General features: G+C 53.5%; 12 protein-coding genes. All 12 read left to right on the forward strand.

Translation table 11 applies throughout. From position 1 onward, the window contains the following. Window positions 1-21: 21 nt before the first annotated feature. The 12 genes from P40081_RS18230 (at window position 22) to P40081_RS18290 (ending at window position 14,192) form a co-directional block, all read left to right on the forward strand. Window positions 22-3,771 (forward strand): sugar-binding protein, encoded by a 3,750-nt coding sequence (locus tag P40081_RS18230; RefSeq protein ID WP_042137428.1) that lies wholly within the window; start codon window positions 22-24, stop codon window positions 3,769-3,771. A 69-nt stretch (window positions 3,772-3,840) separates the two neighbouring features. Then, complete coding sequence (locus P40081_RS18235) at window positions 3,841-5,127, forward strand: Gfo/Idh/MocA family oxidoreductase (RefSeq protein ID WP_042137430.1); 1,287 nt, start codon at window positions 3,841-3,843, stop codon at window positions 5,125-5,127. 465 nt (window positions 5,128-5,592) lie between these two features. Next, a complete protein-coding gene (locus P40081_RS18245; RefSeq protein WP_042137434.1) occupies window positions 5,593-6,285 on the forward strand; it encodes a response regulator transcription factor in 693 nt (230 codons plus the stop codon). An 81-nt stretch (window positions 6,286-6,366) separates the two neighbouring features. Continuing rightward, window positions 6,367-7,290: an ATP-binding cassette domain-containing protein gene (locus tag P40081_RS18250; RefSeq protein ID WP_042137436.1), complete on the forward strand. Its 924-nt coding sequence runs from the start codon at window positions 6,367-6,369 to the stop codon at window positions 7,288-7,290. Continuing rightward, entirely contained in the window at window positions 7,283-8,044 is a 762-nt protein-coding gene (locus P40081_RS18255; RefSeq protein WP_042137438.1) for an ABC transporter permease, read from the forward strand. The genes P40081_RS18250 and P40081_RS18255 overlap by 8 nt, the downstream gene beginning before the upstream one ends. 22 nt (window positions 8,045-8,066) lie before the next feature. Beyond that, a complete protein-coding gene (locus P40081_RS18260; protein WP_042137440.1) occupies window positions 8,067-8,966 on the forward strand; it encodes a sensor histidine kinase in 900 nt (299 codons plus the stop codon). Between the two features lie 197 nt (window positions 8,967-9,163). After that, window positions 9,164-9,724 carry a glycerol-3-phosphate responsive antiterminator gene (locus tag P40081_RS18265; RefSeq protein WP_042137442.1) on the forward strand — a complete coding sequence of 187 codons (561 nt, stop codon included), beginning with the start codon at window positions 9,164-9,166 and terminating at the stop codon, window positions 9,722-9,724. A 165-nt stretch (window positions 9,725-9,889) separates the two neighbouring features. Beyond that, window positions 9,890-10,684, forward strand: coding sequence for an HAD-IIA family hydrolase (locus P40081_RS18270; protein ID WP_052422189.1), 795 nt, complete (start codon window positions 9,890-9,892; stop codon window positions 10,682-10,684). 20 nt (window positions 10,685-10,704) lie between these two features. Next, complete coding sequence (locus P40081_RS18275) at window positions 10,705-11,448, forward strand: glycerophosphodiester phosphodiesterase (RefSeq protein ID WP_042137444.1); 744 nt, start codon at window positions 10,705-10,707, stop codon at window positions 11,446-11,448. After that, window positions 11,445-12,179 carry a glycerophosphodiester phosphodiesterase gene (locus tag P40081_RS18280; RefSeq protein WP_042137446.1) on the forward strand — a complete coding sequence of 245 codons (735 nt, stop codon included), beginning with the start codon at window positions 11,445-11,447 and terminating at the stop codon, window positions 12,177-12,179. Before P40081_RS18275 ends, P40081_RS18280 begins: the two co-directional genes overlap by 4 nt. Before the next feature lie 46 nt (window positions 12,180-12,225). After that, entirely contained in the window at window positions 12,226-13,317 is a 1,092-nt protein-coding gene (locus tag P40081_RS18285) for an ABC transporter ATP-binding protein (RefSeq protein ID WP_042137448.1), read from the forward strand. After that, a complete protein-coding gene (locus P40081_RS18290) occupies window positions 13,314-14,192 on the forward strand; it encodes a carbohydrate ABC transporter permease (protein ID WP_042137450.1) in 879 nt (292 codons plus the stop codon). The genes P40081_RS18285 and P40081_RS18290 overlap by 4 nt, the downstream gene beginning before the upstream one ends. The last annotated feature ends 10 nt before the right edge of the window (window positions 14,193-14,202 follow it).

Consider the following 14,202-nt stretch of genomic DNA (forward strand, 5'->3'; position numbering starts at 1 on the left):
AGAAGGGAGGAATACGCAACGATGAATAGGAGAAGCAGCAAGCAAGCCGTATGGGCGTTGATCATCGTGCTGGTATTCTCCATGGCGGCAGAGGGGTTCCCCTCTGCTGTCTACGGAGAACCATTGAGAGCGATTGCATCACCTGGGGGGATCATACCGCCGGATGCTCCGGGCACTCCCGCCAGCGTAACTGAGTCCGTCTATGAAGAACCGGCTTCACCGGTCATTACAGACTGGGAAGATGATTTCCGCAGTAGCTTCGGTAAGCATACGCACGCTTTGGCTCTGGAAGCGGAGGACATCGTCATTGACGGGGTAGTGGACGAATGGGATCGCTACGCAGAGATCCGGCTTCCGGAGGCTGCCGGGCAGGTGCTGGTCGAAGGCTGGGGAGGACCTGCGGATGTATCCGCCAGCGTCTATCTCGCTTATGACCAGAGCTACTTCTACTGGACGGCGAAGGTGACGGATAATGTGCATGCTCCTGTCTCCGACAGCACCATGTGGAGAGGGGACAGCATCCAGTTCGCCTTCAGTCCCGGCGGCAGCTACGGGCCGGAATACGCCATCAATTATATGGACGGGCAAGCGCATGTCTGGCAGTTCAGCGAAGGCGGAGCCGCAGCAGGAGCGGAAGTGATCACGGCTGCAGCCAGCCGGACCGGACAGGAGACCTTCTATGAGGTACGGATGCCGTGGTCTGCTATCTCCACGGGTATGCCGGAGAACGGGGAGCTTCCGTTCACGCTGCTGTTCAACGACAATGACGGCGCGGGCCGCCGGGGCTGGCTGGAATGGACACCGGGCATCGGCAAAGCCAAAAGTCCGGCCGATCATGCAGTGATTCATCTGGTCCCTTCCGCCGACCCTTGGAGCTTCTGGGTGGAAGGTCCCCGGGAGATCAATGTGAATACGACTGTCTCTTATTCGGTGTACGCTGTGAACACGACCAGTGAACCGCATAACCTCCATCTGTCATCCAGCCTGCCGGGTGTTGAAGCGGATTTCACGCTGCCTGCCGGCTCGGCCGCCGGATGGAGCCTGCCGTTCACCACGGCGGACCCCGGAGAGCAGCTGCTTGAATTCACGCTTGCGCAGCAAGGGAGTACTGCCGGCAAACGGCAGGAGCTGAAGGTGACTGCGGTGCTCGATCCCGCAGAGATTGAGGCCATGCTGGATAGTGTGAATGCACAACTGCCCGGTCTGGAGCAGTTGCTGCTGCAATGTGAGGCACAAGGACTGTCCACAGATTATGAGCGGATTGATTATACCGTAATCAAGGACTTCATTGGTTACGGCAAGGAGGATATCGTGCAGGGGCGGCTCGGCAGAGCGCAGTATGTGGCGGCTGAGCTGGAGACGATGCTTGCAGGCAGCAAGCAGCAGCTGGAAGGGTATCTGGATGGCAGCCTGACCCCGCAGTCCGCCCCCCGGTATGTCTCCGGACGCCCGGAGATTTCCGGATATTCCTTCGTGGGTGACACCATCGTGAGGAGTACGGGCGTCACCGAAGAACGGCCAATCTTCTTCACGGGCTACGGTCACTTCAACCAGGTGAAGCGGGATATTCCGAAGCTTCAGGATCTCGGAGCGAACGTAATCCAGATTGAGCTGGGGCCAAGGGATGTCATTCTGGACAAACAAGATTTCGTAAACCGCTACACCGTCAACCGCTCCGGTGCGGTGTCTGCTACAGCAGCAATTACAGAAGGGATAAGCCATTCCGGCAATCATTCCCTGAAGATTGCCAATGCATCGCCGCGGCAGCCGAATGTATTCATCAATGTCGCCCAGACCTTAGCAGTAGAGCCGGAGACTACCTATGAATTCAAGGTATGGGTGAAGGGTGACAATGCCAGGAACGTCTGGTTCCCGGGCGGAACGGGTTGGAAGCAGCGTCAGCCGTTGCCCGGCGGAACCTATGACTGGACGGAGGTGACGTTCGAATATACCACAGCGAAGGGGGAGGTATCCTACCCGCTGGTTATTTTATCCGAGAATACAGGTACGGTCTGGGTGGATGACTTAAGTGTTGTCAAGGCCGGGAGCACGGTGAATCTGATTCAGAATCCCGGCTTTGAGGAGCTGGGCGGTTATTCCCCAGACAAGGAATACGTTGTCTCCACCCGCAAAATCCAATCGGATCTGTTACCGGCGCTGCAGCGGGCTGAGGATTATGATGTTGCGGTCAATCTCCTGATTTCCCCGCATTATTTTCCGGACTGGGTGCTCGCAAAGTGGCCGGAGCTGAAGGTGGAGAATAACGGCTCTATCAAATTCTCCCTGTTTCAGCCGATGGCCCAATCCATTATAGAGGATTATCTGCGGTCCTTGATTCCTGCCATCAAGGATTATGATTCGCTGCAGAGTCTTACGCTCACCAACGAATCGGTCTATATGGCCAATAAGGATGCCTATGCGCTGCCTGCCTGGCAGGAGTATCTTGAAGGCATCTATGACGGCGATATCGGGCAGCTGAACGGCGTCTATCAAACAGCCTATAGCTCATTTAGCGAAGTGCCTATGCCTGAGAATATTACAGCTTCTCCGGCGTCTTATGACTATGTGCTGTTCAACCAGGATTACTTCGCCAGCTGGCATGAATGGATGGCCGGAATTATCCATGAGCTTGCTCCTGAGCTGCCTGTGCAGGCGAAAATCATGGGTGATCCCCGGGGCAGCCTGTCCTGGGGCGTGGATATCGAGCGCTTCTCGGAGTTCAGCCAGATCAACGGCAATGACAACTGGAATTATATCAACGAAGGCCCGAAGGGCTTCATGGAAGAACTCAGCTTCTATGATTTGCAAGCCTCCTTCAAAGAAGCCCCGGTCTTTAATTCTGAGCATCATCTGATCGCAGATGGGGACAAAATGTATACGCCGGAACAGGCAAAGCATGTCCGCTCCGTACTGTGGCAGAGTGCGATTCACGGCAGGGGCGGCTCGGCCATCTGGGTCTGGGAGCGGACATACAATGAAACGGCAAGTACCGAGGGCAGCATTCTGCACCGGCCGGATGTTGTAGCTCAGGCGGGACGAACCAATCTGGACCTGAACCGGCTGGCCGGCCAGGTTACCGCCTTCCAGAATGAACAACCGCAGGCGGCGATTCTGTATTCTACCGCTTCTGGTGTCTTCTCGGGTGAATACTCGGCAGTCTCGCTCCGAGCTTATGAAGCATTGTCTTACAGCGGCTACAAGGCCGGATATGTATCTGAAAAGCAGGTGGATAATGGCGGGCTGGACGATTATAAGCTGCTGATTGTGCCAAACGCTTCAAGAGTCAATCCGGAGACGCTGAGCGGGATTAGACAATTTATGGAGCAGGGCGGACGGGTGCTGCTGATCGGCTCCCACGCTTTGGAGCTTACGCCGCACGGCGCGGCGCTCTCTGCCGCAGACAGAAGTTATGTGTTCGCCCATGCGGACAAAATATCCGCAACGGACTGGACCGCAGGCCAAATCAGAGATTACTTGTTACCTGTCCTGCAGACTGTAAATCCGGGACAGCTGCTGCTGCTTGATCCGGCAGACAATGCTCCCGTATACAATGTCGAGTGGAGAACCGTTGAATACGGGGGACATACACTCATGAATGTGGTTAACTATGGCCCGGAACCCGTGGCGGTCAAAGCAGTCCGCAACGGATTAACGGCAAACGGCTTCATGGATCTGATTACAGATCAAAGCACTGCGGGCCAGACTATAGAGCTTCAGCCGCTGACCCCCTATTTGTTCAGTCTGGACTTTCCGGCTGAGACGGATAACTAAGGGTAGTGAACGGCTGCGATGCAAAAACTGAAACTCAATATAAGAGCTAACTTTAGGAGGCACACGTAATTGGACAAGAAGCGTTATGTACAGGTAGGCATTGGCGGCAGGGCGCAATTTTTCTATGAAGCTATCGCGAAGGAGTACAGGGATTCTGCGGAGCTTACCGCTTTTTGCGATGTGAATCAGACACGTATGGATTACGCCAACAAGCTGTTGTCGGAGACACACGGGTATCCGCAGGTGAACACCTACCTGGCTGAGCAGTTTGACACCATGATCGAGACAGAGAAACCGGATATTGTCATTGTCACCAGTGTCGACCGGACCCATCACAGATATATTATCCGCGCGCTTGAGCTTGGCTGTGATGTGATCACAGAGAAGCCCATGACCGTTGATGTGGAGAAATGCAAGGAGATTTACGAAGCGGTGGAGCGTACCAGACGCAAGGTCAGGGTTACCTTCAATTACCGCTATGCCCCCCATCATACGAAAGCCCGCGAGCTGATTGCCTCCGGGGTAATCGGGGAAGTGCATTCCATTCATTTCGAATGGCTGCTGAATACGGAGCATGGGGCGGATTATTTCCGCCGCTGGCACCGGGACAAGCGCAACAGCGGGGGACTGCTCGTTCACAAATCCACTCATCACTTCGATCTGGTCAACTTCTGGATCGGTGCGGAGCCGGAAACGGTGTTTGCCTTCGGCGACCTGCGATTCTATGGCCGGGAGAATGCCGAGAACCGCGGCGTTACTTCATTCTATCAGCGTGCCACCGGAAATCCGGCTGCCAAGGACGATCCCTTTGCCCTGCAGCTGGATGAGAATCCCGTTCTGAAGGAGATGTACCTGGATGCGGAAGCAGAGGACGGTTATCAGCGGGATCAAAGCGTGTTCGGCGACGGAATCAGCATTGAGGACACCATGGGGGTAATGGTCCGGTACAGCAATAAGGCGATTCTTACGTATTCATTGAACGCCTACATGCCTTGGGAGGGGTACCGGATAGCTTTTAACGGCTCCAAGGGCCGAATCGAAATGAGCATCGTGGAAAAATCCTATGTCAATGCCGGCGGGGACCGTGCCCTGGAGGGAGCTGTGGAGGGTAAGCATATTGTGGTGCATCCCATGTTTGGAGCGCCTTATGAAGTCCAGGTGGATGAAGGAACGGGAGGCCACGGCGGCGGCGATCCTGTGCTGCTGAACGATCTGTTCGGAACCCCGGACGAGGATATTTACCATCGTGCGGCCGACCACCGGGACGGAGCCCGCTCCATCATGACCGGAATCGCCGCTAATCAGGCCATGCGGACCGGACTACCGGTCCGGATCAAGGATCTGATTACCATCTAATTTGTTGAAGAAGGCTGGCGTAGGCTGCTACGTTGGGAAGAGCAGGTTTTAAATACAGTTGTGTGTTTACAAGAGGCATCCCCATCAGTTAATGATGTATGGGGATGCCTCTACTTATGACAGCAGCTTCCCTAGGCAGAATATAAATTACCTTTTCCATAAAATCCTGCACATAATACAACATTCCCCTCATCCTATCGGCACAAATTCAAAATTGTTGTATAAAATGCAGGATTTCACCTTTTTCAAGCGGCTTAGCAGGTTTATTCTTGTATTTCATGCAACAATCTTCCCGAATACCAGGCTATTAATAAATCAAAGTTGCAAAACGTACAACAATGATGCCTAAAGGGCTTACTACCGATGGGGACTGCTATTCATTCTGGAAAAAGAAGCAGAAACAGTCTATCATAAAAACATAGACTTCAGAAATGACAGCCAATTAAGGAAATACAAGGAGATACGATGAATAATTCGATACATATTCTTGTAGCCGAGGATGATAGCGATATCAGCCGGCTGCTGTGCAGTATTATACGAAAAAGCGGTTATGTACCCCAGCCTGCCTTCTCCGGAACCGAAGCGTTACTCTATCTGCAACAACGGGAATGGAGTATGGTATTGCTGGATTTAATGCTGCCTGGAATGACCGGGGAGGAGCTGCTGGATTGGATCCGTTCACGGGGGGATGTGCCGGTCCTTATCATTTCGGCTAAAGGTGAACAGCATACCAAAGTATCCGCGCTGCGCGGAGGTGCAGACGACTTCATTACGAAGCCCTTTGATCTCGAGGAGGTGTCCGCACGAATCGATTTGCATCTGCGCAGGTATGCACAAATTGCGGCTCCGCCTGTATCGCGCATCATGCAGCATAAAGGACTCCTGCTTGAATCCGACTCTAGAACGGTGACTGCAGAAGGGATGAAGGTTGCACTGACCGCCAGGGAATACAACATTCTAAGCTTGCTCCTGTCGGCACCCCAAAAAGTATTCACCAAAGCAAATCTATACGAAAGCGTATGGGATGAGCCCTACCATGGTGATGACAATACGGTCAACGTACATATGAGCAATTTGCGGAACAAACTTGTGAAGGCTGCACCGGGAAGCGAATATATCGAGACCGTATGGGGCATGGGCTATCGGCTAAAGCCTTAAGACATTCTTAAGATTCGGCTTTAGACTCTCTTAAGTTATTGTTTCTATACTTGGTCTAAGACAGAAGGAGGCCAAGAGACTATGAATGAAGTTATTTTGCAAACGAATCAATTGTCCAAGAAGTTCCAAGGCGGTGTAGCACTGGATAAAGTAAATTTAACGATCCGCAAAGGTGCTATCTATGGCTTTATCGGGCAGAATGGAGCAGGAAAATCAACACTGATGCGCATCATAACCGGACTTGCTTTTCCAACCGGAGGATCAATTGAATTATTTGGCGCCGGCGACGAGAAGTCGTTAACCCGGGCACGCAAGCGAATGGGGTTGATTATTGAGAGCCCCGCATTGTTCCCGCACATGACTGCCGGAGAGAATCTGGAGGTGAACCGGCTCCTCCGGGGCATTCCCGGTAAAGATAGCGTCGTACGTATGCTGGAGCTGGTCGGGCTACAGGATACAGGCAGGAAGAAAGTAAAGAATTTCTCGCTTGGCATGAAGCAGCGGCTGGGCCTGGCAATCGCCATGCTGAGCGATCCCGAATTTCTGATTCTGGATGAGCCGACTAACGGGCTGGATCCGATGAGCGTCATCGAAATGCGCGAGCTGCTCAAGCGGCTTAACCATGAACGGGGATTAACGATTCTGATCTCCAGCCACATTCTGAGCGAACTGCATCTGCTCGCCAGCCACTATGGCATCATTCATCAGGGAAAGCTGCTGGAACAGCTCACCGCCCGGGAATTAAATGATAAATGCCAGCAATATTTGTTCATTAAATCGGATAATCCGGACAAAGCGGTAACGGTCATTCAGAACGAGCTAAATACCCATGATTTCGAAGTGATGCCGGATGGGGCCATTAAGCTGTTCGGCCGTTTCGGGCAACCCGCGGAAATATCTTCGGCGTTATTCTCTGCAGGTGTACAGATTGAGCAGTTCATGCCCATGGGAGAAGATCTGGAGAGCTATTTCATGAAGCGGATCGGAGGTGCCGGCTATGTATAATCTGATTAGATCCGAGTTGTTCAAGCTGCGCAAGGACCGATCCTTCCGCGTGCTGCTGCTTATAACCGCCGCTCTTTCACTGGCCTACCCGCTGCTCTACTATTTTGATAACAAGTCCAGTGGAGCGCCGCAGTTCACGGGAGCAGAATTCCTGATTACTTTTATTGCAAGCAATGCTTATGTGATCAAATTGGGCGTAGCAGCCCTGGCAGGATTCTTCATCGCCAATGAATATTCAACAGGTGTAATGAAGTCGATCGCATCATCAGGCCACACCAGAGGCAGGCTATTCGCTGCCAAGCTGATTGGATTCTCTATCGGAACCATGGCTATTTCTCTGGTATTCCCGGTCATAAGCACAGCAGAGGTCTCGCTGCTTGCAGGTTTCGGCCACCTGCCGGAGGGTGTAGATTCGTCCTTCATATTACGGGTTCTTGGACTAACGCTGCTGTATACTTCAGGCTACGCGGCAATCGGAGCCCTGTTCACTGCCCTATTCACCGACAGCGGCAAATCAATTGGCTTCTCGATTATTTTCTTTCTATTGATTGATTCCGTTCTGGGCGGCTTGGTTGAATACATTCCTTCCTTAACCAAGGTATATGAATATTCGATCTTCAAGCTTATGGGGGATATCGGCAAGCCCAGAATGGATAGCCATGATCTGCCGGCGCTCCTGCTTGTGCCCATACTGACGATCGCCGTATCCGGGCTGCTCGGTATTCTTGTGTACCGCAGAAAGGAAATCAAATAGATATGAAAGGGGCGGAAGAGTCTTGCTTATCCTGACGCTTATACTGGCTGCGGCGGCAGCTCTTCTGCTTGCCTATCTGCTGCTGCTCAGGCGGGAGCTAAAGCGTATGACACAGCAATTGTACCTTTACAACAAGGGAACTACCGGTAAAAAAATTGAAGTCACCTTATTCGACAACCGGCTGGAAGCGCTAGCGAGTCAAATTAACCGCCAGTCCGGACTTGTCGTCGAGGCAGAAGCACGCAGAAGACGGAGCGAGCAGGAGCTGCGGCAGGCAGTTGCGAACATTTCCCATGACATCCGTACTCCGCTGACCTCCATATCAGGTTATGTTCAACTGCTTGGAGCGGAGCCGGTTACGGATGAGGAGAAGCAGGAATACCTCTCGATCATTCATAACCGGACGAAGCGTCTGCAGGCGTTGTTGAATGATTTCTTCGAGCTGTCCCTCATTGAGTCCCCCGATTATCAGCTCAAGACGGAGCGAATCGGAATGACTGTACTCCTTTCAGAAATACTGGTTGGTTTCTACGACCGTTTCAATGAACAGAACATTATACCGGATATCCGGCTGCCAGAGGAAGACGTGGTTATCTATGCCGATGAATCAGCTATACGCAGAGTGGTTGAGAATTTGCTCATCAATACTGTCAAACATGCGAGCGGAGAGGTGAACATTTGCCTCCAAAAGAGGGACGGGTTTGCCGAGTTGAGAATCGTTAACGAGGCGAAGGCATTATCAAGTGACGAGGTAAGGTTGATATTCGACCGTTTCTACACAGTCGACCGCACACGTTCTGCCCAAGGATCCGGACTAGGACTCTCGATTGCCAAAAGTCTTATGGACAAGATGGACGGAACGCTGACAGCCGAGATGCACCAGGATTATTTGATGATGACTTGCCGTTGGAAGATCAAATAGCTCTCATGCAGTGCTTGATATACGAAGCCCCGAACCCTGTCAGTTATCTGCGGCAATGGAATTCCTTGCCTGAATGTTAACTGTAACTTTTACAGCGCTCTGATATTAAGCGAATAAAAGCTCTGTAACATAGGGGGTAGGACCAGCAGGAAGACAAGCTGGCAGCTGCAAGCTATAAGTGAAGGGAGGATGCTTACTTGAAGCATAACCCCATTATTGCTTCGATCACCGAGGAGTCACAGATTGATCAGGCGGTTGTCTGCGGTGTGAAGCGTGTGAATCTGATGACCGGGAACATCAACAACCTGGGGCAGATTGTGAAGCCGCTGCAGCATGCAGGCAAGCAGGTATTCGTCCATGTAGAGATGGTCGGCGGAATTGGCAGAGATGCGGCGGCGATTCAGTATTTGGCCGAAGCCTTCCGGATCGACGGGATCATTACCACCAAGAGCAATGCCATCGCCACAGCCAGAGCGCACGGGCTCGCCAGTATCCAGCGGTTCTTCGCCATTGATACGGCAGCGATAGAAACCGCGCTTCGGATGATCAAGACCTGTAATCCCGATGAGGTCGAGCTCATGCCCGGACTGATGCCGAGAATCATCAAAGATATGAAGCAGCGCATTAAGCAGCCGCTGATCGTAGGCGGACTGATCCGGGAAAAGCAGGAAATCAGCAGTGCGCTGGACAGCGGTGCCGATTATGTCTCCATTGGGGACGCGGCCCTGTGGCAGTGGAAGCGTGAAATAAGTGAATAACGTACCCCGGGGTGGAGACGATGAGAAAACCCAGCGGTCAGTTATTAGCATTCGATGGAGCCTTACGAGGCTGTAATCGGAGGCTTAATTTCTGGAGCTGGTTTTTTTGTGCGGAAATTCCGGCGCGGAGAACCAGTGAACCTGAATGAAAAGGAGCAAGCGCTGATGGACATCGCTTCATATGAAGCCTACTGCTTTGATTTGGATGGGACCGTGCTGATTGGCGATCAGCTGCTTGCGGGTGTGGTGGACACGGTTGCGGAGCTGCGGCGAAGAGGCCGGAAAGTTCTTTTTCTGACCAACAGCTCGGTCCATACTCCCCGGGATTGCCAGCGCAGACTGGAGCACATGGGGCTGGCCTGCGGGGAAGAGGAAATCTTGACGGCACTCTATGTCAGCGGCAGCTACTTCGCACGGGAAGAGCCGGAAGCCAGGTTGTATCTGGTTGGAGAAGCGGTAATGCGGAAGCAAATGGAGGAGTTCGGAGTGGCCGTAACCGGGAACCCTGAGGCAGCAACCCATGTGCTGGTAGGCATGGACCGCGAATTCAATTATGAGAAGCTGGTGCTCGGAATGAGAGCGGCAAGAGGGGGCGCCAGGCTGGTGGCGGTCAATCCCGATCCGGCCTGCCCGGTGCCCGGAGGTTATATCCCGGATACCTGGGCGATTGTCAAAGCGCTGGAAACTGCGGCCGGGACAGAGGCTGATGTGATTATTGGCAAGCCTTCTTCCTATTATGCGCAGGAGGCGCTTCGCCTGCTGGCCTGTCCCCCTGAGCAATGCCTGATGGTAGGCGACCGGCTGGAGACAGACATTCTAATGGGTAACGGCAGCGGCATGCAGACAGCCCTTGTCCTTACCGGAGTGAGCACAAGAGCGGATATAGCGCGGCAGCAGATTCTTCCGGGTTATGTTCTGAACTCCCTGGCCGATCTATTCAACAATCAAGCCGAACCCTAATAACAGGAGGATGAGAAACTATGCAGGATTGTAAAATACTGGCCCACCGCGGCGCAAGCGCCTATGCACCGGAGAATACACTGGAAGCCTTCAGGCTCGCGGTGCAGCAGCATGCCGACGGTCTGGAAATCGATATTCATCTGACCAAAGACGGAGAGATCGTGGTGATTCATGATGATACGATTGACCGCACCTCTAACGGCAAAGGGGATATTATGTCCTACACGCTGGCTGAGCTTAAGACCTTCCGCTTCAATACAGGCTTCGAGGAGCAATACCCGGAAGCGCAGATTCCTACCCTCCGTGAAGTGCTGGAACTGGTGAAGGGACATGACTTATACCTGAATATCGAAGTGAAGGATATCCTCTCTAAGTCGGAGCTGTACTCCGGGCTCGGGAAAGAGGCGGCGAAGCTGGTCGGGGAGTATGGGCTCAGCGGACAAGTGATCTTTTCTTCCTTCAATCATACCTCTATGGTAAGGCTCAAGGAATCTTGCCCGGAGATGCGGACAGCGCTGCTCTATATCGCGGGGCTATACGAGGGCGGGAAATATGCGCAAATGACCGGAGCCGATGCTCTGCATCCCTTGTACATCGGGGTTAACCGCGAACTGATAGAAGAAGCGCACGCAGCAGGAGTTCAGGTCAATGCTTGGACAGTGAATGATCCGGAGCATATCCGCATGATGCTGGAGGCCGGTATAGACGCGATCATCACTGACCGTCCGGATGTCTGCTATCAGCTTAGAGAGGTACGCGCATGAAGCAGACCCAGATACTGGCTCACCGTGGAGCAAGCGCCTATGCGCCGGAGAATACGATGGCCGCATTCGGGCTAGCCCTGGACATGGGGGCGCACGGCATTGAACTGGATGTGCAGCTGACCCGGGACGGGAAGCTGGTGGTGATCCACGATCTGTCCATGGACCGGACTTCGAACGGGACAGGTCTGGTCGGAGAGCTGACGCTGGAGGAGCTGCGGCAGTATGATTTCTCGTATACTTTTGCCGGGAAATACGGAACGGACGGAAGCCGCCTGCCCGAGCTTGGCGAGGTGATGGAGTTCGCCATGAAGCACGGGCTGTACATCAACATCGAGACGAAGGATTATTCCCGGCCTTACGGTGAAGTGAATATGCGGACAGCGGAGCTGGTACGCCGTTATGGCTATACAGAGAATACGCTGATCTCTTCGATCAATCACAATGCCGTGGCCCGGCTGAAGCGAGATTACCCGGAGCTCAAGACGGCGATTGCGTTCATGGAGAGCTTCTACCGGCTGGAGGCATATGCGGCGAATTGCCGGGCGGATGTTCTGCATCCGTATTATCTGGGGGTAGATAAAGCCTTCATGGAGCTGGCGGACCGCAGCCGGTTCGAGGTTAATCCCTGGACAGTGGACGATGAGGCAGAGATGATCCGCTTGCGGAATCTGGGGGTTACGCGGATTATGACCAATAAACCAGACCTTGCACGGGAGTGCCTGAAGAACTGAGAGACGAAAGGAAGCAGGCGGAAGACCACTGCTGGAGGAGGAGAATATGAGCGGCATCGTTCTGGAAAAGGTAACCAAGAAATACGGCGACAAGCTGATTATTGAGGATTTGAATCTGACGATTGAGAGCGGCAGCTTCACGGTGCTGGTCGGCCCTTCCGGGTGCGGCAAGTCTACAACGCTAAGAATGATTGCCGGACTGGAGCATTCCACGGAAGGCTCGATTCACATCGGCGGGATAAGCATGAATCAGGTAGAGCCGGGCAAACGGAATCTGGCGATGGTATTTCAGAATTATGCCTTGTACCCGACCATGACGGTCGAGAAGAACATCGAATACGGGCTGAAGAATAACAAAGTGCCGAAGGAGGAACGCAAGCGGCTGATTGCTGAAATTGCGGAGACCGTCGGACTGACCAGGCATTTGCATAAAAAGCCGGAGTTTCTCTCCGGCGGTGAACGCCAGCGGGTCGCCTTGGCGCGGGCCATGGTGAAGAAGCCTGCCGTGTTCCTGATGGACGAGCCGCTGTCCAATCTGGATGCCAAGCTGAGGCAGCAGATGCGGGCGGAGCTGATCGAGCTGCATAAGAAGCTGGGTGCGACCTTTGTCTACGTAACCCATGACCAGGTGGAGGCGATGAGCATGGGCACCCGGATCGTGCTGATGGATAGCGGGAAGGTCATGCAGGAGGATAACCCGCACAACCTGTATTACGATCCGGCCAACCTGTTCTCCAGCCGTTTCATCGGCACCCCGCCGATGAATATTCTCGCCCTTGACCGCTGCGGGGAAGACATCCATAAGCTGGCTCCGCAGCAGGCCCGGTATCTCGGCTTCCGGCCGGAGAAAGCGAAGTTTACCCTGGAGCCGGGAATGGAGCCGGACAATACCGTTAGCCTGACGGGTACGCTCAGCGGCCGGGAGCTGCTCGGGTCGGAGATTATCTACAAAGTGCAGCTGGAGAACGGGCTGATCATTTCGGTGAAATGCTTCGACCGTCCGGAACGCGAGCTGGAAGCAGTGAGACTCTATGTGAAGAAAGAGCATCTGGCATTCTTCGACGCACAGGAGCAGCGGGTCCGTGTAGCTGCACAGTCCGGAATCAGCACTGCCGGAAGCACCGGTGATTCGGCATGAAGCGGCTGCGCCCGTCCGTGAAGGTGCTTCCCTATCTGCTGGTTGCTCCGGCAGTGATCATCCTGACGGTATTTTACCTCTATCCGATTCTGTACAACATCTATTTGAGCTTCTTCACCTGGAATATGCGCGGGCCGATGAAGTTCGCCGGACTCAGCAACTATGCAGAGCTGTTCAGCGGCCGGGATTTCCTCCATACCCTGCTCAATACGCTGCTGTACATGGGGATGGACGTTGGGCTGGTGATGGTGCTGGCGATGGGGCTGGCGCTCTTTTTACAGAAAAACACACCGCTGAACCGGTTCATCCAGACACTGAGCTTCACGCCCAATATCATCTCGCTGGTATCCGTATCGCTGATTTGGATGTGGCTGATGAACACGGATACGGGGCTGTTCAATTACCTGCTGTCTGTGCTGGGAGCAGCGCCGGTGGGCTGGCTGACCGATAAGGATGTGGCGCTGTTCTCGCTGGTGCTGGTCTCGGTCTGGAAATCCGTCGGATTCAATGCGCTGATCATTTGCTCCGCCTTGGGCTCTATTCCGGGTTACCTCTATGAGGCTGCGGCTCTGGACAATGCGTCCAAGCGTTCCGTTTTCTTTCAAATTACGCTCAAGATGATCTCACCGACCTTGTTCTTCCTGATCCTGATGAATATCATCGGCTCCTTCCAGGTGTTCGAGACGATCAATATCATGACGCAGGGCGGTCCGTCCAATGCCACGAACACGCTGATCTTCAGCATTTATAAGCAGAGCTTCGAATATTACCGGGTCGGCTACGCCTCCGCAATGGCGGTCGTGCTGATAGGTATCGTGGGGCTGATTACGATTTTCTACTTCAAAGCACTGAATAAACGGGTTCATTACCGCTAAAGGGGTGAGG

The sequence above is a fragment of the Paenibacillus sp. FSL P4-0081 genome (assembly GCF_000758565.1).
Lineage (GTDB): Bacteria > Bacillota > Bacilli > Paenibacillales > Paenibacillaceae > Paenibacillus_AQ > Paenibacillus_AQ phytohabitans.